At 59.1% G+C, this 22,740-nt stretch carries 20 protein-coding genes and 1 pseudogene; 7 read left to right on the top strand and 14 right to left on the bottom strand.

Going from position 1 to position 22,740, the window contains the following annotated elements; translation table 11 throughout:
• Positions 1-67 precede the first annotated feature (67 nt).
• From QA642_RS04915 to QA642_RS04900, 4 genes are all read right to left on the bottom strand, one after another.
• Complete coding sequence (locus QA642_RS04915) at positions 68-1,555, bottom strand: ABC transporter substrate-binding protein (protein ID WP_283086804.1); 1,488 nt, start codon at positions 1,553-1,555, stop codon at positions 68-70.
• A 761-nt stretch (positions 1,556-2,316) separates the two neighbouring features.
• Positions 2,317-2,466, bottom strand: coding sequence for a hypothetical protein (locus QA642_RS04910; RefSeq protein WP_283083650.1), 150 nt, complete (start codon positions 2,464-2,466; stop codon positions 2,317-2,319).
• A 213-nt stretch (positions 2,467-2,679) separates the two neighbouring features.
• A complete protein-coding gene (locus QA642_RS04905) occupies positions 2,680-3,807 on the bottom strand; it encodes a catalase family protein (protein ID WP_283083649.1) in 1,128 nt (375 codons plus the stop codon).
• A gap of 130 nt (positions 3,808-3,937) precedes the next feature.
• Positions 3,938-4,306 carry a response regulator gene (locus tag QA642_RS04900; RefSeq protein WP_283083648.1) on the bottom strand — a complete coding sequence of 123 codons (369 nt, stop codon included), beginning with the start codon at positions 4,304-4,306 and terminating at the stop codon, positions 3,938-3,940.
• 465 nt (positions 4,307-4,771) lie between these two features.
• On the opposite strand from QA642_RS04900, the gene QA642_RS04895 reads away from it, so the two are divergent.
• On the top strand, positions 4,772-5,518 hold the full coding sequence (locus tag QA642_RS04895) for a HAMP domain-containing sensor histidine kinase (protein ID WP_283083647.1): 747 nt from the start codon (positions 4,772-4,774) through the stop codon (positions 5,516-5,518).
• Between the two features lie 128 nt (positions 5,519-5,646).
• Positions 5,647-6,288 carry a response regulator transcription factor gene (locus tag QA642_RS04890; RefSeq protein WP_283083646.1) on the top strand — a complete coding sequence of 214 codons (642 nt, stop codon included), beginning with the start codon at positions 5,647-5,649 and terminating at the stop codon, positions 6,286-6,288.
• Between the two features lie 55 nt (positions 6,289-6,343).
• Here QA642_RS04890 and QA642_RS04885 read toward each other — a convergent pair whose 3' ends face one another.
• Positions 6,344-6,772: a cupin domain-containing protein gene (locus QA642_RS04885; protein ID WP_283083645.1), complete on the bottom strand. Its 429-nt coding sequence runs from the start codon at positions 6,770-6,772 to the stop codon at positions 6,344-6,346.
• Positions 6,773-6,953: 181 nt separating this feature from the next.
• On the opposite strand from QA642_RS04885, the gene QA642_RS04880 reads away from it, so the two are divergent.
• Complete coding sequence (locus tag QA642_RS04880; protein ID WP_283083644.1) at positions 6,954-7,139, top strand: hypothetical protein; 186 nt, start codon at positions 6,954-6,956, stop codon at positions 7,137-7,139.
• 117 nt (positions 7,140-7,256) lie between these two features.
• Here the strand turns inward: QA642_RS04880 and QA642_RS04875 are convergent, their stop codons facing one another.
• The 3 genes from QA642_RS04875 to QA642_RS04865 all read right to left on the bottom strand — a co-directional run bounded on the left by QA642_RS04875 (position 7,257) and on the right by QA642_RS04865 (position 10,603).
• Entirely contained in the window at positions 7,257-8,105 is an 849-nt protein-coding gene (locus QA642_RS04875) for an enoyl-CoA hydratase/isomerase family protein (RefSeq protein WP_283083643.1), read from the bottom strand.
• Between the two features lie 63 nt (positions 8,106-8,168).
• Positions 8,169-9,518, bottom strand: coding sequence for an epoxide hydrolase family protein (locus QA642_RS04870; RefSeq protein ID WP_283083642.1), 1,350 nt, complete (start codon positions 9,516-9,518; stop codon positions 8,169-8,171).
• 29 nt (positions 9,519-9,547) lie between these two features.
• Positions 9,548-10,603 carry an alpha/beta hydrolase gene (locus tag QA642_RS04865; protein WP_283083641.1) on the bottom strand — a complete coding sequence of 352 codons (1,056 nt, stop codon included), beginning with the start codon at positions 10,601-10,603 and terminating at the stop codon, positions 9,548-9,550.
• 295 nt (positions 10,604-10,898) lie between these two features.
• Between QA642_RS04865 and QA642_RS04860 the strand changes: the two genes are divergently transcribed.
• The 3 genes and pseudogenes from QA642_RS04860 to QA642_RS04850 all read left to right on the top strand — a co-directional run bounded on the left by QA642_RS04860 (position 10,899) and on the right by QA642_RS04850 (position 14,228).
• On the top strand, positions 10,899-11,609 hold the full coding sequence (locus QA642_RS04860) for a type 1 glutamine amidotransferase domain-containing protein (RefSeq protein ID WP_283083640.1): 711 nt from the start codon (positions 10,899-10,901) through the stop codon (positions 11,607-11,609).
• A 217-nt stretch (positions 11,610-11,826) separates the two neighbouring features.
• On the top strand, positions 11,827-13,587 hold the full coding sequence (locus QA642_RS04855; protein ID WP_283083639.1) for an MOSC and FAD-binding oxidoreductase domain-containing protein: 1,761 nt from the start codon (positions 11,827-11,829) through the stop codon (positions 13,585-13,587).
• Between the two features lie 46 nt (positions 13,588-13,633).
• A pseudogene (locus tag QA642_RS04850) lies at positions 13,634-14,228 on the top strand (redoxin domain-containing protein).
• 68 nt (positions 14,229-14,296) lie between these two features.
• Here the strand turns inward: QA642_RS04850 and QA642_RS04845 are convergent.
• The 3 genes from QA642_RS04845 to QA642_RS04835 are packed head-to-tail and all read right to left on the bottom strand — an operon-like array spanning position 14,297 to position 18,121.
• Positions 14,297-15,259: an aldo/keto reductase gene (locus tag QA642_RS04845; RefSeq protein WP_283083638.1), complete on the bottom strand. Its 963-nt coding sequence runs from the start codon at positions 15,257-15,259 to the stop codon at positions 14,297-14,299.
• A 25-nt stretch (positions 15,260-15,284) separates the two neighbouring features.
• A complete protein-coding gene (locus QA642_RS04840; RefSeq protein WP_283083637.1) occupies positions 15,285-16,775 on the bottom strand; it encodes an MFS transporter in 1,491 nt (496 codons plus the stop codon).
• Positions 16,772-18,121, bottom strand: a complete 1,350-nt coding sequence (locus QA642_RS04835) for an HlyD family secretion protein (protein ID WP_283083636.1) — start codon at positions 18,119-18,121, stop codon at positions 16,772-16,774. Before QA642_RS04835 ends, QA642_RS04840 begins: the two co-directional genes overlap by 4 nt.
• 276 nt (positions 18,122-18,397) lie before the next feature.
• Between QA642_RS04835 and QA642_RS04830 the strand changes: the two genes are divergently transcribed.
• Entirely contained in the window at positions 18,398-18,958 is a 561-nt protein-coding gene (locus QA642_RS04830; RefSeq protein WP_283083635.1) for a TetR/AcrR family transcriptional regulator, read from the top strand.
• A gap of 106 nt (positions 18,959-19,064) precedes the next feature.
• Here QA642_RS04830 and QA642_RS04825 read toward each other — a convergent pair whose 3' ends face one another.
• The 3 genes from QA642_RS04825 to QA642_RS04815 all read right to left on the bottom strand — a co-directional run bounded on the left by QA642_RS04825 (position 19,065) and on the right by QA642_RS04815 (position 22,738).
• A complete protein-coding gene (locus QA642_RS04825) occupies positions 19,065-19,394 on the bottom strand; it encodes a hypothetical protein (RefSeq protein ID WP_349253828.1) in 330 nt (109 codons plus the stop codon).
• 186 nt (positions 19,395-19,580) lie between these two features.
• The gene (locus tag QA642_RS04820; protein ID WP_283083634.1) at positions 19,581-21,188 is read right to left on the bottom strand and encodes a DHA2 family efflux MFS transporter permease subunit; all 1,608 of its coding nucleotides are present in this window, start codon (positions 21,186-21,188) and stop codon (positions 19,581-19,583) included.
• Positions 21,185-22,738 carry an HlyD family secretion protein gene (locus tag QA642_RS04815; RefSeq protein WP_283083633.1) on the bottom strand — a complete coding sequence of 518 codons (1,554 nt, stop codon included), beginning with the start codon at positions 22,736-22,738 and terminating at the stop codon, positions 21,185-21,187. Before QA642_RS04815 ends, QA642_RS04820 begins: the two co-directional genes overlap by 4 nt.
• Positions 22,739-22,740: the final 2 nt, after the last annotated feature.

Raw genomic sequence — 22,740 nt, 5'->3', positions numbered from 1 at the left:
CGTAGAGACCCGTAATTGATCGAGCGTTGGGTTGCCATTCCGTCGACGACCGAGGCTCAGCTGTTCTCTACTCCGACTTGTCGATATTCCAGAAGATCGGCGTCGCCGGACCGTCGAGCACACCGGTTAGAGACTTCCGCCACGCGCTCGGCGCCTGATATTGACCGAGCGGGATGTAGAGCACTTGATCGTACGCTTCCCGCTGGATCTCGACCGCGACCTTCTTCTGCGCGCCTAGCGACGGAGCATGCACGAACTCGTCTTTCAACTGCTCGATCTTGGGATCTTCAGCCCAACCGAACCAGCCACCTTTCCTGCCTTGACCACCGATCGTGAGATTGGCAATCGGGTTCGACACGTCGGCGCTTGCCCAGTTGGTGAAGATCATGTTCCAGCCGCTATCCTTCGGCGGCTTCTGACTGGCGCGCCTGCTAACAACGGTCTGCCAGTCGGTCGCCTGGAGGTCGACCTTGAAGCCGGCCTCTCGCAATTGCTGGGCTACGACGATGGGCTGTGCCTTCACCAAAAGGACATCGATAGGCGCAGGGATGACGACTGGCGTACCGTCATAGCCGGACTCGGCGAGCGCCTTCCTGGCTGCGGTCATATCGCCTCCTTTCAGCAACGTCTCGCCACCGATATCGGTTGCGAATGGAGTGTCGCAGATGAACAAGGCCACGCAGGTCTTATAGTACTTGGGATTGCCGATCAGAGCATCAAGCACGTCCTTCTGGTTGATTGCCAGCAGCGCCGCGCGGCGCACCTTGACGTTGTCGAAGGGCGGGTAGAGGAAGTTCATCCGGCCGAACACCTGGAAGCCGAACTTGTTCAGCGTCTCGACCTTGAGATCCTTGTTGCTCTCGAGGGTAGGCAGCATCTCGAACGTCGGGTTTTCCATGAAATCGATATCGCCCGCCTGTAGCGCGTTCATCGCAGTCTGCGCATCCGGCATAGTGATCCACTCGACGCGGTCGACTTTCACCACCTTGCCGCCACTGGTCCAGCTGGCCGGCTCCTTGCGCGGCACGTAGTCGGTATTCTTGACATAGACCGCCTTCACGCCCGGCTGGAATTCGCCCTGCACGAACTTGAAGGGGCCGGAACCGATCTGCTCAGGGATCTGCTTGTCCGGCGGCGTCTCGGCCAGACGCTTCGGCATCATGAACGCGACGCGCGAGGACGGCTTGCCGATCGATTCGAGGACGAGGCCGTACGGCTCCTTCAGCTTCAGCGTGATGGTCTTGGCGTCCGTCGCCTCGATGCTGGCGGTGAAGTCCAGGAGCTTCTGGCCCATGCCATCGACCGCGGCCCAGCGCTTGACAGAGGCGACGCAGTCCTCGGCGGTGACCGGCGTTCCGTCGTGCCACTTCAAACCCTCGCGTAGCGTGAAGGTGTAGGTGAGCTTGTCGTCGGAGATCTTCCAGTCCGCCATCTGCGGCTGGATTTTGAAGTTGGCGTCTGTCGCAATCAGCGTATCGTAAACCATGTAGCCGTGATCACGCGTGATGTAGGCGGTGGTCATGATCGGATCGATGATGCGGAGGTCCGAATGCATCACCGCGGTGATGGTCTTGCCTGCGGCTATGGCGTGTTGTGAGGGAAACAACAGTGCAAACGCCGCAAGAGTAGCTGCTAAGGCGGGACGTCTCCCCCGCGAACTTCGGAACATGCAATCTCTCCAGCCCTACAAATGTTCACAGCCAGCTTATTGCTAAACATGAAGCATTTTATTCGTGCGCGGTAACCTGTGTCTAGGCGCAAATCGATCTCTTAGGGCCCGATCAATGGCCGGAGACTGCCAAAGGTCAGCCGTCAAGTATTGACCGGACGAATATCAGAACCGTACTCACCGCTGCCTTTGACCCCATGACGAAGTCTGCACCGCGACTGTGGTCACGCGGGAGATTGATGGCTGTCCGCCTTTGGTCCACCTTTACGCTTGGTAGATGCGACCTGCTGCTTGCTCCCTAATCGGGGATGGTAAACGTTTCAAGGCTTTCAGCCCATTGCCCGAACGAGCCGAGCCCGGGGCTAACGGAGAGGCTCAATGACTACCGGCTACCTCGACCACGGACTAACAAAATTAGTCATGGAGAGCCACGCCGAACCAAGCCGACCGCTGCATTTTCAACGGGTCGTCCGGTATGCGGAGGGCTCGGAGGAATTCAGCGATCTCCCGACAGTAACTGGCGCAAATATTTTCAAGGAAAAGCGTTGCGTAATTCGCGCTCGTACCGCGTCCCCGGTACGCTTCATCGATCCACATCTGCTTCAGTTCAGCACTGCCTGCCCACGTATAGCCGGCCGTGACGCCGATCATCCGTCCCAACGGTCGCGGATGACAAAGCCTAAGGCTCGTCCATCATGGCACCCGGTTACATAACTGTTGTGCTCATGCAGACGGTCTTCAATTTCCTCGATCTCACTTGGCGAGATCGCGTGCTGGGGTTCGATCTGAATAGTCATATCGGCCACCCAACAACGTCGCCCTGATTGGGGCATGCTCGCCCAAACAAATTGGAACGTTCACTCTCGGCCGTCCACTATTGTCGGCTTCCCTCCATGTCTCTTGCTGGCCCACACGAACCTACGGCGATGTCCGCTTTCGCACCGCTGTCAGAAGCATAGCGGACATTGAGCGCGCGTGATCCAAGCCGCCTCGACTTATGAGTGCGTGACTTAGTCGACGAAATTGGGCTTTTCCCGTGGCTCCTCGATGATACGGCCGTTGCGTTCCGAGCGAAATTTCTTGGCCATCTCGTAAACTTCCTTCCGGGCTCGCATAATACCACCCAGCGGGCGGTGTGCCGCAAGTCCGTGCCAGGGTGAAAATTGCATCCCGTCATCGACGGCGAATGACCTTGCTTCGCTCCAGCCCGTTTGAGGGGGAACCTCGATGCGACCGATCCGCCTGTATGGACTTGCTTCCTCCGGCCAAACGGCGGCGGCGTTCTCGATCGGCATGAGCTCCAGATCCGTGCATAATTGCGCACGGACCTCCCACACCCCTCCGCTTTTCCTGAAGAACTCGACTACAGCTTCTCGAAGCCCGTTCGGAGCTCCGTTCAGGTTCAACGGAGCGTCCTTGAGGTCAACCATTTCGGGCGAGATCGGAGCAACCGAGATTTTCGCGATGAAGTCACCGAAACGAATAGGTGCCTGGTTGTAAAATGTTTCTCCCAGAATGTGAGTTTCGGGCTGTCCTCCGAGAGTTGCGACCGTCAGGTTCGGACGGCCGGTAGCCGCCACAAGTACTCGCTGCACTTGGCGCATCACCAGCGACAACGCCTTCTTGAGCCCTTGCACCCGGTCGGTGGTTTTCGACAGCAGCGTTATGACCGGAAGAAACTTCTTTGGTGTGGGCGCTCCGAAGGCCGGCCCATTGACCAGCAGAAAGTCCTGCGTGACGTCACTTTCCGATCCGCTGAGCCGTTCCCCTTTTACACCGATGATTTTTACCGAAAGTCCGCGAGGCGTTGAGACACTGTCGTCCAAGATGTCCCCAGGCACCGTCGACAGCCGCAGTACCGCGGGGTAGCGTCCCGGTTGCGCAAATAATCCCTGAGCAAGTTCCGGCGGAAGATTGGCGTCTACCTCAAAGTATCCTTCAAGAATTCCATGACTCTTGGCGTGAACAGATCGAATAGCATGTCCACTATCGTCGAACGTCTTTTCGTTAACATATCGCATCGTTGCGATCAGGCCTTTGATTGCCTCTACTTCGCCCGCATCCACACGCTCAACGGACGGGTCGTAGCGAACTGGCGTTCCAATCTGGTTTCCCTGGAAAGTGGTAGGTGCATTCATCCGAGCCTCTCGCCGGTGTTGGCCATCTGTCTCTTCGACTAGAGGCGTAATGCGAGAAACTTCGCGGCTCCATTCAACGCAGGTCTTGCCGGTCCCATACGTTGAGGTTAGGCCCGGCGGACTCGACGGCTCAGGCCTTCACGGCCCCTTCGATGTAATCGATCAAGTCGGTCATCTCGAACGGCTTTATGAGCAGGCCTACCGCGTTGACGGCGGCGGCCTTCGCCTCAAGATTGGGGTCCGAACGAGCGGTGATCAGCACAGCAGGGGTCGCTGCCCCCCGGGAGGTCAACCACCTCATCAGGTCGAGACCACTCATGCCGGGCATATGGACGTCCGTAACGACGCAATCAAATGATCTGTCCTCGATGGCATGGAGATAATCCTCGGCGGAGGCGTATCCGCTGGCCTCATAGCCGAGCGACAACAACGATTCCACGAGAGCTACCCGGAAGGAATCGTCGTCATCGATGACTGCGATTTCGAGATTTCTTGGCACAAAGCATCCTTACCCCGAATTGCAGTTGAAACGGGGAACCCAAGATTCGCACGCACGGTAATGCTCAGAAATTATACAACAGTGTTATATACACCTTGTAATTGCGAGTGGGACGGACGCGCTCGGGAAGATTGTAGTCATGTTTGAACCGGTATCGGCGCATGGTCGGATCTAATAAATAATTGAATATCCAATACAATTTTGATCGAATGCAGCCGACAGCAGAGATAAACAGGCGCCGACGGCTTCTAGGACAGGCGGAGTCCTCTCCAGGGCGATCTGTGCGACGTTTTGAACCACGCTACCCAATTATTCGCCGGCTCTCTGCTCAGCCATTACGGTGCCATCGAAATCATACGATGAGCTGATCGGAGATACCGGAACGTAGAATAGCAAGAATCCGCCGACGCGCCTCTTCTGATCCTCTGATCTTGCGATGTTGTCGAACGCGCATAAGGGGAAATCATGAGAACGATCGAAAGCTTCGTAGCAACACCGAATCGGCTGGATCGGAACGCTAGGGGTCTCATCGCGCAGGAGTTCCAAACCACCATCATCGGGATCTTGGGGCACGATCTTCGCGACTCTCTTCAGGTTATCCAGAGTACCTATGCTCTGCTGCGCTCTCGCTTCGAACAAATGCCGCAGCAGGCCTGGCTGGATCGGGGAGAACGAGCCGCCACAAAGCTGACCGAGCAACTCAATTGCCTGGTCGACGCGTTTTACCTGGCGGAACGTGAGAACGCGCTAGAGGTTGGCCCGGTCGGACTTGGACCGCTGTTTTGGCAGCTGCGATACGAACAGGAAGACGCAGCCATTCAAAGGGGCATCGATCTTCGGGCTGTTGCGGGAAACATCGATGTCGCCAGCAATCCGGTGTTACTCGGTTGCGTCCTGCGCAATCTATTGACCAATGCGATCCGATACACGGAGCCGGGCGGACGCATTTTGATTGGATGCCGTCGCAGAGGACCTGAAATCAGGATCGACGTCTACGACACGGGGATCGGCATTCCGGAGCACCAATTACCCCGGATTTTCGAGCCATTTACGCGCCTTGCGCCCGGACGCGGCAACGGTTTGGGCATCGGACTGTCGATCGTCCGCCGCGCGCTCGAGGTTCTGGGTCACCGCATCGAAGTCCGGTCGATCGAAGGCAGAGGCTCGCTGTTTTCGATATACGCTCCGGCCGTGCCACCAGGCGCCCGCTAAAGCATGGTTGGAATTGCGCTTTTCGCAAGCAAGGCGGTGCGGCGAGCGACAACCTATACAAAGGTGTGATCCCGGCTTCGTTCCCGGTTGTGCTATCAAGACTGCAAAAATCGGGTCAAAGTAAACGGATGCAAGCCGCAACCAACGTGACGCCCGTTGTGCACGTCGTTGACGACGACGCTTCAATGCGTGGGGCGTTGGAGGGGCTGTTCGACTCGGTCGGGCTCCAGACGCAGACCTACGCTACAGCAAAAGAGTTTCTATCGGCGAATCTTTCTGACCGACCTGGCTGCATCGTCCTCGATGTCAGGCTTCCAGACATGAATGGCCTCGAGTTCCAAACCCGCTTGATCCGGAGCGGCGTTGGAATTCCGGTTGTGATGATGACCGGATACGGTGACATCCCAATGTCAGTGCATGCCATGAAACATGGCGCTGTCGACTTTCTTCCCAAGCCGTTTCGCGACCAGGACATGCTCGATGCTGTCTTGGCTGCGATCGAGCGCGATCGACAACGCCGGATCGTCGAAAGTGTCGGTTCAAAGCTGAAGGAACGTTTCGACAGCCTATCGCCGCGCGAACAGGAAGTGATGTTGCTTGTCACTGCAGGCAAAATGAACAAGCAGGTGGCCGGAGACCTAGGCATCAGCGAGATCACCGTGAAGATCCATCGGGGAGCGGCCATGCACAAAATGGGAGCGCGAACGTTGGCTGAGCTTGTACGGATGGCCGACGCGCTCAAAACGAAGCCTGAGAAGCCGGGCAAGTAACAAACGGTCGCGCGCGCGTCAGGCCGACACTGAGGGCTGCAGTGCCCTCACCAAATCACTCGTGCCGATGGCGCGGATCGTCTTGCGGGTCACGATATTCAAGGCCGAGCGGACCAATGGCCGTTACCTGCGTGCCGTATTCGCCGGACTTGGCCCAGTGGAAATGCCAGGTCTCACCAGGCAGAACGATGACGCTGCCCGGCGGATAGGGCGACACGCGATTTACATCGAATGTTTCGCCAAGCCCGATGTAAAAGACTCCCGACATGACCGTGTAGATCCGATCCTCGGGATGTTTGTGCGGCATCAGGACGGTCCCGGCCGGTACCTTGACCCTGACAACATAGGGACCAGCCTCGGCCGGATGACCGACCACTACAGCGAGGCGCGCTTCGGACGGAAATGCGGGGAATGACTTCCATTCAATATCTTCGGGCAGGATCACTTTGAAATCTGTCTGACCGGGCTGATGCTTCCGTGTCATTGGAGTGTTCCTCCTCTTGTCGAGGCAACTCTCCGCTCCTTCAACTCAACTTCGCTAGTGTGATCGTTGTGTTGAGCACGGTGGACACCCGAAGGGCTTTTTTGGCTTCCGCCGCGAGGCGAGGAAAGACCGTCTCTTCGAGATTGAGATTCTTCACGCGCAAGGCTAGGTCGATCGACCGATGCTGAATCCGCTACCATCCGCCTCGAGTGTCACGGCTCTTTTCGGTGCTGCGTTCCGTTGCGGCGAAGCCGGTGTTCTGGAGAGCGAAGGCCAGGAACGCTGTGAAACAACCGCCATGCGCAGCCGCAACAATCCTTCCGGCTTCGTCACCTTCCGACTCTCAGACCGGCTCTTGAAGGAATAGGGCATCTCGTCCAGAAGGCTGGACTCACTAAAGCCCGCCTTCCCCGGCACGGCCGGGGCCGTTCAAGGTGTCCTCGCCTTCCGGACCATTCAAACTCTCCTTCGCGAACAACTTGCATCAATCGCCGAGTTGACCGACGTGAAAGCCGAGCCGGTTTTCGACGTCGCCGGCGCGATGAAAGCCACGATCCAACAGCTTCTTGATCCGCCTCTGGGTTGCGGGACGTCCGAGCGAGGCGAGGAACGCATCCCATTCCGGTTTGATTTCGACGTCCGGGGGCAGGCTTGCGACGTTCACAAGCCGCTTGGTCTCCGCGATCGCCGCTCGGTCAAACGAGGCGATGCGCATCGCCAGTGCGTCCACGAAACTGTCGAGGTCCGCGTCTGGAAGTGAACGATTGACATAGCCGTAAAGCTCGGCGAGTTCGCCCGGAACGTCATCGGCGCCGAGCAATACCTCAAGCGCCCGGCCCCGCCCTATCAGGCGCGGAAGCCGGGCCATCGGTCCGCCGCCCGGCACCAGGCCAGCGCCGACTTCCCATTGTGACAGAATTGCCTTTTCGCGGCTGGCAAAGCGCATATCGCTCGCCAGTGCGAGTTCGCTCCCCACCCCGGTCGCTCGCCCGCGGATCGAGGCGATCGAGACGATCGGTGCCCAACTGAGGCGCACCAGCATGTCGGGGAGTGCCTCGAGGCCGGTCGGCCCGGGGGGAACACTCTTCGATTCCTCGAGCGGAGACAGGAAGTCGTAATGGGTGAGAAAGAAGCCCTCAATGGCGCTGTCGAATACGACCACCTTCAGCTGCTCGTCCTTCTCGATCGCCGAGATGATTTCGTTCAACTGCGGTAGCTCTTTTGGACCAAAAATGTTGACCGGCGGAAGATCGAATGTCACGCGCCAATACGTGGGCAAGCGGCGTTCGAGACGGATCTCACCTGTCGGAAACGGTCTTTCGGGGCGATTCATGCGATGCACTCCAGGTTTTGTTGGGACACACGGGCGTCCGCCTAACGGCGTCGGCGGACTGGCTCAAATCGATTGGCGCAGGGAACGGAACGCCGCGCGGATTTCCTCACAGAACAGCCGGGGCTGTTCCCAGGCGGCGAAGTGGCCGCCCTTCTCGAGCTTGTTGTAGTAGATGAGGTTCGTGTATGCCCGCTCCGCCCAGCTCCGCGGCGCAGTATAGATTTCGTCGGGGAAGGCGCTTACGGCAACGGGAAGTGTCACTCCTCGGACATCGAAGAAACCTCCACCTGTCGAAACTTGCGCTGTGTCCCAATAGAGACGCGCCGACGAGATCGCGGTGTTTGTCAACCAATAGAGCGTGACGTTGTCGAGGACATCATCCCTGGTCAGCCCCTCCGTCTTTCCATCAAAGACTCGCGAGATCATGCCGTAGCTGCGGATATCGTGATCCAGCATCCATGCCGCGAGACCCACCGGCGAATCCGCCAAGCCATAAAGCGTCTGCGGCCGATTTGACATTTCCTGGGCATAGGCCAATCCGTGCCTGTAGAAGTCGGCGAGTTGGTCCCAGGCATGCTTTTCATCGCGCGAAAGGCCAACCGGCGATGGTCCGCCGTCCGACAAGGCTTTGGAGACGTCGGCTGGAACGGTGGCCGCCATATTGGTGTGAATGCCGAGCAATCCTTGCGGCTGCTGCAGCGCCATCAACTCGGAAACGGCGTTTCCCCAGTCTCCGCCCTGCGCTACGTACCGCGTGTAGCCGAGGCGTTGCATCAGTGTCGCCCATGTCTTGGCGATCCTGAGCGGCGTCCAGCCCGGAGCCGGTGGCTTGCCAGAAAATCCATGTCCGGGCAGCGACGGGATCACAAGATGGAAAGCATCAGTTCCGCTCGCGCCATGGGCGATCGGATTGGTCAGCGGTTCGACGATCTTGAGTTGTTCGATGATCGAGCCGGGCCAGCCGTGCGTAATGATCATCGGCAGTGCCCCGTCAAGCTTTGAACGAACGTGAACGAAGTGAATGTCCAGCCCGTCGATCTCCGTCATGAATTGTGGCAGGGCATTCAGTCTCGCCTCGACCTTGCGCCAATCGTGCTCGTTCGCCCAATAGCGAGCGAGCGCCTGCATGGTTGCGAGCTGAACGCCCTGAGATGGATCCTTGACTGTCTCGCGATCCGGCCAGCGTGCTGCTCTAATACGCTTACGAAGGTCGGCAAGTTGCTCATCGGGAGTATTGACGCGAAACGGATGAATGGCTGGGCTCCCAGCTACCGACGCTCCGCCGGGAGACAACAGTCCACCGGCACTCGCCGACAAAACTCCCATTGCGGCTCTGCCGATAAATTGCCGGCGGTCCTGGCAATAGTCAGTACCGAGATCTTTTCGTATCGGTCGATCGGGGAGGTGTATCATCTCAGCGTTCCCAATAGAGAAAGGGTGCGTCAGCTTCCGGTCACGTCTATGACAGCGCGCGCAAAAACCTCCGGAGCTTCCTGCGGCAGGTTATGGCCGATTCCGCCTTTCGCCACGCGATGCAGGTATTTGCCGCTGAACTTGCTGGCGTAAGACGCGGGATCAGGATGTGGTGCGCCGTTCTCGTCGCCTTCCAGGGTAATGGCTGGCACGCCGACTTGCGGAGCTTTGGCCAATTGCGCCTCGAGAGCATCGAGGCCAGGATCGCCCGCTGCCAAACCAAGCCGCCATCGATAATTGTGGATTACGATCTCGACATGATCCGGATTGTCGAACGCCGCTGCCGTGCGGGCAAACGTCTGACCGTCGAACGCCCATTTCGGCGAGGCCAATCTCCAGATCAGCTCGGCAAACTCCCGCCGATATCTGTCATAACCTTCACGACCACGCTCGGTCGCGAAATAGTATTGGTACCACCATTCAAGTTCAGCTTTCGGCGGCAGCGGTATCTTTCCGATGTCCTGGCTGCCAATGAGATAACCACTGACGGAAACAATGCCTTTGACTCGATCCGGCCAAAGTGCCGCGATAATATCGGCCGTACGAGCTCCCCAATCGAAGCCAGCGACTGTCGCCTGTTTGATATCGAGTGCGTCCATCAAGGCGATCGTATCTACCGCCAAGGCAGACGGCTGCCCTGTTCTCAAGGTGCCTTTCGACAGAAAATTCGTCGAGCCGTATCCGCGCGCAAAGGGCGCGATGACACGGAAGCCCGCAAGGGCAAGCCTTGGTGTCACCTCGGCGAAACTGTGAATGTCATAGGGCCACCCGTGCAGCAGAATAGCTGCCGGTCCGTCGACCGGCCCAGCTTCGATGAAGCCGACGTTCAGCAACCCTGCATCAACCTGCTTTACTGGTGAAAGCGCTCGGGGCGTCTCATATCGCGCGACCTCTATCGGTCTCTCGAATACGAGCCCCGCGTTTGCGGCTTGACCTGGCAGGAATTGGGAGCTCGCCAAGACGCTTGCGGAAACCTCGAGGAAACGCCGTCGATTAACTCTGTTCGGGCGGTCTTTTCGGTCCATGGACTTCACCGATGATCTTCAGGGGCTGGTTGTCCCATTTGGATCGTGATCGGCGGCCGCCTCTGAAAACATCCAACATTGGGAAGGCCTAGCTCATATCAATGTATGAGCGGCCGGCTCTCATCGTATGAATGAATGCGCTGCCGCCGGTCAGCTATCAACGGTATCACTTGCTCTCGCGATGTGGCCGATCGCACTCCAGCCTCGGCTGGAGAGTGAATTGGAGCAGCCGGGCAAAGTGCTACACGGCTCTATGCGATGCCGCAACAAAAATGCCACAACAGAGGAGAATATCATGAAGGTGCTGATGGTGATCACATCACACGACCAACTGGGTAACACCGGACGCAAGACCGGCTTCTGGCTGGAAGAACTGGCAGCGCCCTACTACACCTTCAAGGAAGCTGGCGTCGATATCACCCTCGCTTCGCCCAAGGGCGGCCGACCCCCGCTCGATCCCAAGAGCAACGAACCGGAATTTCGCACGGAGCTGACGGTCCGCTTCGAAAATGACGTGGCTGCAGAAGCTCAGCTCGACAAGACCGTCCGCCTCGACACCGTCAGGCAGGAAGACTTCGACACGGTCTTCTATCCCGGCGGCCACGGTCCAATGTGGGATCTCGCCGAAGACAAGCACTCGATCAAGTTGATCGAGTCCTTCATCTCTGCCGGCAAGACGATCGGAATCGTGTGTCATTCCACCGGCGCCTTGCGTCACGTCAAGGCGCCGGACGGCAAGCTCCTCGTTCAGGGCAAGGAAGTGACCGGCTTCACCAATGGCGAGGAGGAAGAGGTCGGCCTCACCAAGGTTGTTCCTTTCCTCGTCGAAGACGAAATGCTGAGGCTTGGCGCCACCTTCTCGAAGACGGCTAACTGGACGCCTCACGTGGTTCATGACGGCCAGTTGATCACCGGCCAGAACCCGCACTCCTCTGGCCTTGCGGCAAAGACTCTGATGGCGGCAGTGAACCAGGCGGCGGAACCTGCCGTCGCTCGAGCTGTGTAAGCCAAACCATCCATCGAGCGGCCTTCGGCTTCTCGATCGATCCGGTCGTGGTATTGTCTGAGATGTTCTCCGGGCACCGGCGCCATGAAGTTCGGCGCGGTGCCGTGGAGCCGTCGCGGCGACGATGGCTTGCCGCCAGGGCCGCTGGGCCAAGAATAACATTCGGCAGCGGCAACCGAGATTAGGCTCAATCACGTCGAGGACGGTGGGAAAAAGAATGGCGCGGCTGCTTTCGGTCAATGTCGGCCTGCCGCGGGACATTCCGTGGCAGGGTCAGACTGTTCATACCGGCATCTGGAAAACTCCGGTGAACGGTCCGCTCATGGTGCGCCGTCTCAACATCGACGGGGACGGACAAGGCGATTTGCAGGGTCACGGCGGCGAACGCCGGGCGGTATTCGTCTATCAAATCGAATCCTATCGCTATTGGCAGACCTATCTGAGACGAACCGACTTCGTCTACGGGCAGTTCGGCGAGAATTTCACCGTCGATGGTCTCGCGGATACCGATGTCTGTATCGGAGACCGTTACAGGATCGGCGGCGCCTTGTTCGAAGTGACTCAACCGCGTGTCACCTGTTACCGGTTGGGTATCCGGATGGCCGAGCCGGACATGGCCGCCCTCGTGGTCAAGCACGGCAAACCCGGCTTCTATTTTCGCGTGATCGAGGAGGGACAAGTCGAAGCCGGCGACGACATCACGCGGGTCGGCTCCGGTCCCGAACAAATGAGTGTGTCGGAGATCGATGCGCTGCTTTACAAGCCGGGCCATCCACGCGCCCAACTCGAGCGCGCGCTACGCATTCCCGCGCGGAGCGTCGGCTGGCGAAGGTCCTTTGAAGCGCTGCTAACCGAGGCGCGCATGCAAAGCGGGACGACCGGTAACGCCGGACTCGGCGCGGCATCAGGACCGGCTCCCGCATGGTGCGGTTTCCGTCTGTTTCGGATAGCGCGCAAAGTGCGCGAGAGCGTCAATGTGATCTCGCTTTGGCTCGCGCCAACGGATGGACATCCTGTCGCCGCCGCTCTGCCCGGGCAATTTGTCGTACTGCGGCTGGAGCCGCCGTCTCAGCCGGCGCTTATGCGCAGCTATTCCCTGTCGGGAGGCGATGGAACTTCATCCTATCGCGTGAGCATCAAACAAGAAGCCGACGGTGCCGCGAGCCGCTACATCCACGAGAGGCTCGGGGTTGGGGATATTGTTGGCGCAAGTGCGGCGCGCGGCAATTTCATACTCCGGCAGGCCAATACACCCGTTGTGTTGTTGAGCGCAGGGATCGGCGTAACGCCCGTCCTCGCGATGCTTCAGGCGCTGGCTGCCGACGTCTCGCCTCGCGAGGTCTGGTGGCTCTATGGCGCCCGCAATGGACACGAGCACCCCTTTGCAGCGGAAGCTCGTGGGTTCCTCGAAAGCCTGCCTCACGCCCACAGCCACGTTTGCTACAGCGTGCCGGATCCCGGGGACCGTCCCGGCATTGATTTCGACGCTACCGGGCGTCTCAATGTGCAGGGTATCGAAAAATACAACGTACCGCTCAATGCCGACTTTTACATCTGCGGCCCATCGTCCTTCATGAGCGACCTGAATGCCGGCCTGACGACCCTGGGCGTGACATCCGACCGGATTCACACCGAGATGTTCGGCGCTATCCCATCCGTCACTCCAGGCATTGCAGCCTTACCACGCCGGCCGCCGCACTTGCCGGCGCGATCGTCCGGTTCGGGACCAATGGTGTCCTTCGCTCGCAGCGGTCTCAATGTCCGCTGGGGGCCGTCGTTCAAGAATTTGCTCGAATTGGCTGAGGCTTGCGATGTGCCCGTGCGCTGGTCATGCCGCACAGGTGTCTGCCACACCTGCGAAACCGGGATTGTCGCCGGCAAGGTCGGCTACCATCCAGACCCGATCGACGCCCCGGCCGAGGGGATCGTCCTGATCTGCTGTACGCAACCCGAGCAGGACATCGTACTCGATCTGTGAACACGTGAGGTAAATCAACGACACGCTCACATGTGGAGGAATCGATATGCGATCCGACATGGTGCCAGGCGCCCTCTTATGACTACGAGCTCAGCGATCATACCGCCAAGCACCGAAAGCTCTCCGTACTGCAAGGACCAGATCCCATGATCCTCGTGCTGAGCCGCGGCGCCTTCTGCCCAAAAGACCGCCGGCAGGCAGAGGGTTTGCTGCAGCTTCATCGCGAGATGGAGGTCGGCTATTGCCGGCTCGTTACGATTAGTACCGACAACATCACCCAGACCAATGAAAATCGCGATGGAATAGGCGCCCACTGGCCCTTCCTCTCAGATCCGCGGCGCATCGTCCAGAAGGACCTCGACATCGCGGAGTACACCGATCCCGTCAACGATCCCATGATCCCGCACGTCATCGTCCTTGAGCCCGGGCTCATCATTCACAAGATTTACGATGGATATTGGTTCTTCGGACGACCGACGATCGAGGAACTCCGCCAGGACCTGCGCGCCGTCAGCAGAAAATGCCGGCCGGACTGGGACATCACGACGCCCGAACTCAGGGCCGCCTGGCAACAGGGTCACAAGGATTCGTTTTATCCATACGGCAAGACATTTGCCCAAACTCTTGGCGAGAAAGGCTAACAGCAGGCGCTGGGTCCGCTCAAGCCTTCTCACCTGCAAACAGAATACGGCAGCGACTTCCTTCACACCTACGGCTCCGCTCCGCTCGATTCGGGCCGCTTGGTTCGAGGAATGAACCCGGGCACACCCGTGTCCACCACCGAATTGAATCTGACGTTTGTGGTGATGCGCTCCCGGATCTCGCGCATCGCGTCTTCGGGCAACTCCGAAATATCGAAACTCTCGTGAATTCGGCGCGGCTTGGTTGAGGTCGTAAGGAATGCAGTGCCCCGCTGCACGGCCCACGCCAGCGCGACCTGGGCGGGCGTCCTATCCACGCGTTTTGCGATTGACGTTATCACGGGATCGGCCAGCACACTGGGTTCCATCGCATGCCCCAATGCAGCGAACGCCTGCAACACGATGCCGTGCTGCCGACAGAAGTCGAGCAACTCCCATTCGGGAAGATACGGATGCGATTCAACCTGCACCATTACGGGCTTGATCCGGGCGATCGCAACGATCTCGCGCAACTTCTCCAGCGTGATGTCCGACAAGCCGATCGAGCGGCAGTGGCCGTCATCCACAAGACGTTCCAGCGCCTGCCACGTCTCGGTCAACGTGACACCCGGATCGTAGATCACACGGCCGTGCTCATCTCTCGGGTCCTGCTCATCACCGGGTCGAAAGGCAAAAGGAGTATGAATGATGTAGCAATCGATATGTTCGAGTTGCAGCCGCCGTCGGCTCGCATCGAAAGCAGGCTTGACCCGGTCCGGACGGTGATTGGTATTCCACAGCTTGGTGGTGACGAACAAGTCCTCCCGCCGAAGCGTGCCCGCGTTTATCGCTTCCGCAATCGCTTCGCCGACGGCGTCTTCGTTGCGGTAGCGTTCCGCAGCGTCGAGATGCCGGAACCCGACCTCCAATGCTGCCCTCGTCGCAGCTCTGGTGGCGGCAGGATCCGGAATTAGCGTCCCGAACCCGGCAGCCGGGATCGTACCGGATCCAGTTGGAATCTTGGTGTACCGAAGCATGTCAGCCTTCGTCATGATCGTACCTTCCTTTCACGAGTGGCTAATCAGTCGTCCGAGGCCTGCGAAGAAAAAATACCAGCGGGCTCACGATCAACATGGCGAACATCAGGATCTCGAACTGGTCGATCACCGCAACGACGGCCGCCTGACGCGTCAGCATCTCGTTGAGCACAGCGAGCCCTACCCTGTCGGTAACGGCTCCAGCATGGCCGGCCACACGGTAGGGCGTAAGGTTCTTGGCGAGCGCAAGGTGCATCGCCTGCGTGTTCCCGTAGAAGAAGATCTGAACGACGGCGATGCCGATTGCGCTTCCATAGACTCGGGACTGATTGAAAAATGCTGTGCCTTGCGCTCTGAGTTTCGGGTCAAGCGTGGCGAACGCGGATTTGCCGAGCGATGGCAGCACCACGCCGAGACCCGCGCCCTGCAGCAGCATTGCGGTAGCCGCCAGCGCCCAGTCCATGTCAGGCGAATAGCCGAGCATCATCCAATTCGCGTAAATCACGGCGGCCATGCCGGCCGAGATGAACAACCGATTGTCGATTCCTGTGCGGACCAGGCCTGTCAGCGCCACGGCGGCTACAAGCGTAACGCCGCGCGTGAGGGTCATGTAGCCGGTGGTATCGACGGGATAGTGGAGCAGGTTCTCCAGCATGGGGGACGTCAAGGCCAGCGTCGGCAGCAGGACGACACCGACAGCGAAGACCATGATTACCGAAAGCACAAAGTTTCGGTCATTGAACAGCGCCTTGTCGAGAAAATGCTTATCCGTCGTCGCGATGTGCACAATGAAAAGATAGAATCCCGTGAACGATGCTATCGCCTCGACCCAGATTTCGGGCGAGGCAAACCATTCAAGGCGCTCGCCACGATCCAGGACCATCTGCAGGCCGATCATGCCAAGCGAGATCGTCCCCCAGCCGAAAAAATCGAAGGGCGCGCTCTGCTCGATTTTCTCCGGCAGCGACAACTCGGTAACCAGGAAAATAAAAGCGGCCATTGGTAAGCTGACGTAGAAGATGGAATGCCAACCGCGATATTCGCTGAGCCAGCCGCCAATGCTTGCGCCGCTGCTGATGCCCAGCATCACGCATACCGTCCACGCCAGGCTGATCCTCGCATGGCGCGGCTGCGGCAGCACGTCGAGCAGAATGATCAGCGACAGCGGAGCGAGGAAGCCACTCGCGGCCCCCTGAACGATCCGGGCTAACACGAACTGGAGCGACGTGGTCGCCAACGTGTTAAGTATGAGACCGAGCGAAAATACCACGAGTGCCAGCTGATAAACCGTCTTTCGGCCAAAGCGGTTGGCGAGCCAGCGCGACATTGGCAACATCGTGGCGCCCGCTGTGATGTAGGCCGTGAACACCCAACCGACCTCGTCGTCAGCCATCGACAACGTGCCCTGGATGTGAGGCAGAGCGGCATTTGGCAGCGAGATATTCACTGTCTCCATGAAAGTCGCCAGCAGCGCTGCGACGGTGATCGCGCGGGTGCCGACTTCTGTGCGCGATGGGAGCGCGATGTTCATTTGGCCTCTCCGGCAAACACGGGCTGGAGCGGACGCAGCCAGGCGCTGCGATGTTCAGTGTTGATCCGCGCAGTCACGCTGATGCCCGAGAACAACGGCCTCGACAGATCGATTTCATCGAGTTCCAATCGAACCGGCAGACGCTGGACAACCTTCACCCAATTACCCGTCGCATTCTCCGGCGGCAGGATCGCGAAATCCGATCCCGTCCCGGGGCTCATGCTGAGGACATGCGCCTTGAATCTGCGATCCGGGTAGGCATCGACGCTGATCGTAGCCTCCTGACCTGGACGCATATAGGGAAGGCCTGTTTCGCGGAAGTTTGCTTCAATCCAGACCCGGCGGCTCGATATCAACGAGAACACAGCGTTGCCAGGATTGACAAAATTGCCAACCTGCAGGTCATCAACCCTCGTGACCACGCCATCATCGGGCGCCGTCACTATTGTGTATGAGAGATCGAGCTTGGCGCGATCGAGCTGGGCCTTTGCCGCTCGAACAGTCGGATGGCGATTGACGTCAATATTTGGATTGCCGTCCAAGGCAGCCACGGTATTGGCGATCTGCTGTTCAACCGATGCCACGTGCTGGCGGGCCACCTTGAGATCCGTCTCTGCCCGCTCGAAAGTCGCGCGAGGGGTAAAATCGTTGGCGACAAGGGCTTTCTTGCGATCATATTCGCGCTCGTCAAACGCCGCCGTATCCCTGGCAGACTGCAGCTCGGCTTGTTGCTGGTGATAAGTCGTCTTGAGCGCCTCGATCTGCAGGCGCGCGCTGCCGAGCCGCGCCTCGGCCTGATCGACCGCGATCTGATAGGACTCAGGATCGATCCGGAATAGCACCTGGCCGTGGTGCACGCGCTCATTGTCGTGGACGGCAATCTCTATGGCCTGGCCGGCGACCCTGGCGTTGACGGCCACCTTTGCAGCCCGAACGAAAGCGTCGTCAGTCGAGACGTAAGGCTCTTCGAGCACGTAATAGATTGAACCCAACACAGCGAGCGCGAGTGGCAGCGCAAGCATAAGGGGCCGTCGGAGCCTCTCTTTGATGCTTCTCTTCGAAGCAGTTGGAGTGCGCTCTGACACGGGACTATAAAGATCTCCGCCGGACTGCGCCTCAGGGGTGACTGGCACAGGTACCGGCGCCAATGCAGCCGTGCTCGGACCTCGTCTCCCTTCGCTCAAGGCTTCCGGCTGCCGTGAACTTACAGCTTCCACCGGACGATCGGCGGCCTCGGCAGCGTGAACCAGCCGCATCGCAGTCACCGATCCACCCGCTTCTGCATCCTGACCGGGCACCTTGCGATCGCCCAAGTTGCCGACGATCGACGATCGTTTGGCTGCCATTGAACGCCCTTCCTATTTTATAACGATTCATACAATAATCAGCTGCGCTTCGGTAATCAAGATGGTTTCCTGTTGTTTTTGTAACGACGACTACAAATACATCGTAGCTACGCCGGAGCCCTGGAGCATGACGCGAATAGCAAAACCACCGGGGCCTGGCCACGAGGGCGTTCCAGGCCCTACTAACGGGAATTTCGCGCTCAGCCCGCCGCAAACGAATTCTGGCTTGCTTATTACTCCGCCGCCTCTCTCGACAGCGTCGCTGGAGCGACCGGCATGAAACCGCCCAGCTTCTATGTCGCGTTCGGATACAAGCGCGCGATTTACCTGAAAGCGCTTTCGCGTTGTTGGGAGAGGAGCCTAGCTGCCGCACGCGATGCTCTGGCGCGGCACGATCCGTTGCACGAGGGGCTGGTGCATGCTTACCACGCTGTGGTATCGATCGATTTTTCAGGAAAACGTAACTCGCCCGAGTACTTTGTGATTGCGACCGTGGTCGTCGAAGCTGCCAAAGATACTGCGATCCGAAACGGTGCGGCAAAGGGGTTGCAGATGATCCAGAGCCGTTTCGAGATTCACTTCCATACGGCGCCAAAGAGAGGCAAATTGGCGCCCGATGCCGATCCTGCCGCGCTTGCTCTGCTCGCGTCCGCCAAGATGCACAGCATTGAAACCGGTGCCCGCCGCGCTGAGTTGAGAGACACTGCGCGCAAAGCCGTGAACACGATCTTAGGATCCCGGCAACACGTCGACCGAGCCGGTCTGCACTTACCCATGCTATCTTCTCTTCCGCGAGAGGGCGGAGATGGGAGCGCCGTTGAATCCGCAGGGCCATAGCGCTGCATTTTCCAGATGATGGCTTCGATTGCCATAAACCGCTCAGTTGAGTTCAGTCACCTCAAGGTATGAGCGACAGAAGGCGGATCGCGCTCGGCAGAATGTTTCAAAATTCTCGATCAGAGTCGCGAATCCCGCGAAACTGGTCATCCTTGACCAGCCTTGCGGGCTCATCGTATCCCGCACGGCTGCTGTAGAAGATGAGCGCCATCAAGCCAACGCCGACCACAAGGGAACAGACCACGCCAAGCACGAGCGCGGCGTAACCGGCCCGCGAGACGTCCGTGCCGGCTGCGCTGATCCAGCCCAAATAGCAAACCACGGCGCTCGCTGCACACAATGTGAGTAATGCGGCGAGGATCGCCCAAGACCCCTTGCCCATTGTCCGCATTGATTTCGCGATCGAACCAATTGCCATGCTATGCTTGGAAAACAAGGCCTCCTCCTGATGATGTCACGCATCTCATGCTCAGAACACCGCCAGCACACTATCCTCCGGACGACGCTCTACCCGACTTCACTTGTGTGAGGCGACGCAATCGAAGCGCTCGTGCTCGAGCACACTCGCGTTACTGGGAGACCAGCCTCGTTGCCACGCGCGATGCGCTCGCGAAGGCAATCGCTATTCACCGCCGATGCGCGCACCCTTTTCCGCAACCGATCTCTTCATCAACAGCACCGTGAGTAACGGCGCCAGCACGGCGATAGCTAACAACAGAAAGACGTCGAAATAAGCAAGTGACGATGCCTGTTGCTGCCGTAAGTTCTCGAGCGCTTGCCAGGCCAGTTGCTGCGCGGCAGAGGCGTCGCCTGTTTGCTGCAGGAAGATTGTCCGAGCCTGATCGAGGAAGGAGGCGACATTGGCGTTAAAGGAATCGAGTGATTCGCCAAGTCGCAGGATATGAAATTGATCGCGGCGCTCCTGAACCGTTTGTGCTAGCGAAGTTCCCACGCTGCCCCCCTCGTTGCGCAGCAAACTCAACAAGCCAACGGCTGCTCCACGCAGCCCCGGGGGGACGTAGAGGTAGGCCGCCACATTCGCGGGCGCAAAGCACATCGAGAGCCCAAACACCAGCACGACGCGAGGCCAGACCACCTGACGGGGACTGATATCCAGGTTCATTTGCGACATCCAGTAGTTTGCGGCTGCCATGATTGTCAGACCCGCAGCGAGCAACAATCTGGCGTCAGCGCCGCGACCAAGTGCCCGGCCGACGAATGGCATCGCCAGGAGCGCGCCGAACCCCGCCGGCGACATGACCAAACCCGCGCTGAGAGCATCATAACCGAACAGGGATTGCAGCAGGGCAGGCAATGATGTGCTGGCGGCGTACAGGACTGCGAAGGCGCAAAAGATAATGAAGCAACATGCAGCGAAATTTCGTTCTCGCAGCGGACGAAGATTGACCACCGGGGCGGGATGGCGCAACTCCCAGAAGATCAGCGCCACCAGACCAAAAGTGAACAGGCTCGCCAGAGTCTGCACACGCCAGAAGGGATCTCTGAACCAGTCCCACTCCTGTCCCTTGCTGAGCATCACCTCCCAGCAGACCATGACGACCACCAGGAGAGAGAGGCCAAGCCCATCAAAACGCACCGGTTGCCGCCTCAACTCCGTCCGTTCCCTTACGAGATAGTCAGGATCCCGCAGCAGCGCATAACATGCTGCGAACGCCGCGAGACCGACCGGAACGTTGATGTAGAACACCCATCGCCACGAATAGCTGTCCGTGATCCAACCGCCGAGGGTTGGCCCGACCACGGGCGCCAAAAGAGCAGCCAGCCCGAACAACGTCATTGCAACGCCTTGCTTCTCTGCCGGGAAGGCGTCCAGCAGTACGCCTTGACTGGAAGGCTGAAGACCACCACCCGCCAACCCCTGCAAGACGCGAAACACGATCAGTTGCCCGAGGCTGGTGGCCAATCCACATGCGCCGGACGCGAGAGTGAAGACTGCGATTGACAGCAGAAAATAGTTCCGGCGCCCGAGCCGAGCCGACAGCCAGCCGGTAATCGGAAGGATAATCGCATTGGCGGCAAGATAGCTTGTAATCACCCATTCGCCGTCGTCGACCGTCGCCGAAAGGCCGCCAGCAATGTATCGCAGCGCGACTAGAGCAATCGTGGTGTCGAGTACCTCCATGAAGGTCGGTACTACGACGATCGCGGCTACAAGCCACGGGTTTATGTCGGTCCGAGATCGAGAGGGTGAAAGTGCCAATTCGGTCATTTGCCGAGACCCGCTGGGCTAGCAGCCGAACCGCTGGCCGGCGCTTGCCGCTCGTAACCTTGAAGAAATGTGCCGGCATTCGGGCCGCTCGTTGGCTTATTGAGGTAGACGTAAGGGACCACCGATGCGCCGATGAACAGCGGTTTTTTATCCGGATCGTAATTCTCAAGCTCGATCCGGACCGGCAGCCGCTGGACGATCTTGATGAAGTTACCCGTGGCATTCTGGGCAGGCAGCAATGCGAGCGTCGACCCGGTCCCTATGGTGAATCCGGTGATCCGACCCCTGAATACCTGCTCGTCGCCGTACATGTCGACATAGAGGTCGGCCGCCTGCCCGATCCGTAGATCGGGCAATTGGGTCTCCTTGAAATTGGCATCGATCCAGATCTCGCTCACCGATCGCACCGCCATCAGGTTCTGCCCCACCTGGACGTCATTGCCCGGATTGACGTTGCGTCGCGTGACGACGCCGTCTATCTCGGCGACAACATCGCAATAGCTCAGGTCGAGTTCGGCAAGCGCAAGGTCCCGTTCGGCGGCAGCTAGCCTGGCTTCGGCCTGCTTGACGGCAGGCGCTTTCGCGGCGAACCGATCCAAGGTGCGATCGACGTTGCCTTGGGGATCCAGCTTTTGGAACTCGTCGAGCATCTGCTTCGGGGTCTGGTTGTACGAGTGCAGTCTGCCGAGTTCCGCCGCAGTCTGGATCAGCTGTGCTTGCGCCTGCAGCACCGAAGAGAAGGTCTGATCGAGATCGGGGGGCACCTGCTCCAGATGCGGACTGTCTTCAGCCTGCGCCGGCAGACCCAGGAAAACACGGATCTGGTTCGCATCGGCCAAAGCCTGAACGACCCCCGCTTTGGCGATCAAAAGTCCCGCCTGACGCTGATCGTACAACTCGTGGCTTGCCGTATCAGATACTACCAGTTTCGCCGTGCGATCAAATTCCTGCTGCGCCAGCGTCAATGTCGCCTTCGCCTTGTTGAGCGCGGCGACCCGGGCATGCAGGAGCGCGATCTGGTTTCCGACGCTCTCGACGGCCTGCTGCAACTGCCAGCGCCGACTCATCGCCTGCGCTTCGATGCCGCGCACCGCGGCTTTCGTGGCCTGCAGATCCGCCTCCGCGCTGTCGACCGCCGCCTTCTTGACATTCACCGCGTCCTGGAATGGCTCCCTGTCCAGTTCGATAAGACGATCGCCCTTGCGGACGCGATTGTTGTCATCGACCAACACCCGCGCCACGTGACCGTGGACACGCGGCGCGACGAGCGTGATATGACCGTTCACGAAAGCATCGTCGGTCGAAACCGTGCTTAACGCGAACCTGATCCACGGAATACCGTAAAACGCCGCAACCACGACCGCCGCGCCGAGCACGCCGATCAGTAACTTTCGTCGCATCGTAAACCGCCGGTTGGTCGGCCGCGACTCTGCAACGGGATCTGTCACCGTACTCAGACTGTTATCACGATCGACGGCGGCATCCGCTTTGGCCTTTGTGGGTCCCTCGGTCGGACCTGCCGCTCCTTCATGTCTGACTGTTTCGAGCATTC

The sequence above is a fragment of the Bradyrhizobium sp. CB2312 genome, from assembly GCF_029714425.1.
In the GTDB taxonomy this organism is placed as follows: Bacteria; Pseudomonadota; Alphaproteobacteria; order Rhizobiales; family Xanthobacteraceae; genus Bradyrhizobium.
The sequence above is the reverse complement of the archived record's forward strand: the minus strand, read 5'-3'. Positions and strand labels throughout refer to the sequence as shown.

Bases quoted from the DNA above. Each gene is read 5' to 3' on its own strand.
- QA642_RS04855 (WP_283083639.1), top strand. From the start codon at position 11,827: ATGGCGCGGCTGCTTTCGGTCAATGTCGGCCTGCCGCGGGACATTCCG.
- QA642_RS04875 (WP_283083643.1), bottom strand. From the start codon at position 8,105: ATGAATCGCCCCGAAAGACCGTTTCCGACAGGTGAGATCCGTCTCGAA.
- QA642_RS04840 (WP_283083637.1), bottom strand. From the start codon at position 16,775: ATGAACATCGCGCTCCCATCGCGCACAGAAGTCGGCACCCGCGCGATC.
- QA642_RS04845 (WP_283083638.1), bottom strand. From the start codon at position 15,259: ATGACGAAGGCTGACATGCTTCGGTACACCAAGATTCCAACTGGATCC.
- QA642_RS04885 (WP_283083645.1), bottom strand. From the start codon at position 6,772: ATGACACGGAAGCATCAGCCCGGTCAGACAGATTTCAAAGTGATCCTG.
- QA642_RS04815 (WP_283083633.1), bottom strand. From the start codon at position 22,738: ATGCTCGAAACAGTCAGACATGAAGGAGCGGCAGGTCCGACCGAGGGA.
- QA642_RS04865 (WP_283083641.1), bottom strand. From the start codon at position 10,603: ATGGACCGAAAAGACCGCCCGAACAGAGTTAATCGACGGCGTTTCCTC.
- QA642_RS04890 (WP_283083646.1), top strand. From the start codon at position 5,647: ATGCAAGCCGCAACCAACGTGACGCCCGTTGTGCACGTCGTTGACGAC.
- QA642_RS04915 (WP_283086804.1), bottom strand. From the start codon at position 1,555: ATGCATTCGGACCTCCGCATCATCGATCCGATCATGACCACCGCCTAC.
- QA642_RS04830 (WP_283083635.1), top strand. From the start codon at position 18,398: ATGAAACCGCCCAGCTTCTATGTCGCGTTCGGATACAAGCGCGCGATT.
- QA642_RS04870 (WP_283083642.1), bottom strand. From the start codon at position 9,518: ATGATACACCTCCCCGATCGACCGATACGAAAAGATCTCGGTACTGAC.
- QA642_RS04880 (WP_283083644.1), top strand. From the start codon at position 6,954: ATGCTGAATCCGCTACCATCCGCCTCGAGTGTCACGGCTCTTTTCGGT.
- QA642_RS04905 (WP_283083649.1), bottom strand. From the start codon at position 3,807: ATGAATGCACCTACCACTTTCCAGGGAAACCAGATTGGAACGCCAGTT.
- QA642_RS04820 (WP_283083634.1), bottom strand. From the start codon at position 21,188: ATGACCGAATTGGCACTTTCACCCTCTCGATCTCGGACCGACATAAAC.
- QA642_RS04835 (WP_283083636.1), bottom strand. From the start codon at position 18,121: ATGGCAGCCAAACGATCGTCGATCGTCGGCAACTTGGGCGATCGCAAG.
- QA642_RS04860 (WP_283083640.1), top strand. From the start codon at position 10,899: ATGAAGGTGCTGATGGTGATCACATCACACGACCAACTGGGTAACACC.
- QA642_RS04895 (WP_283083647.1), top strand. From the start codon at position 4,772: ATGAGAACGATCGAAAGCTTCGTAGCAACACCGAATCGGCTGGATCGG.
- QA642_RS04910 (WP_283083650.1), bottom strand. From the start codon at position 2,466: ATGACTATTCAGATCGAACCCCAGCACGCGATCTCGCCAAGTGAGATC.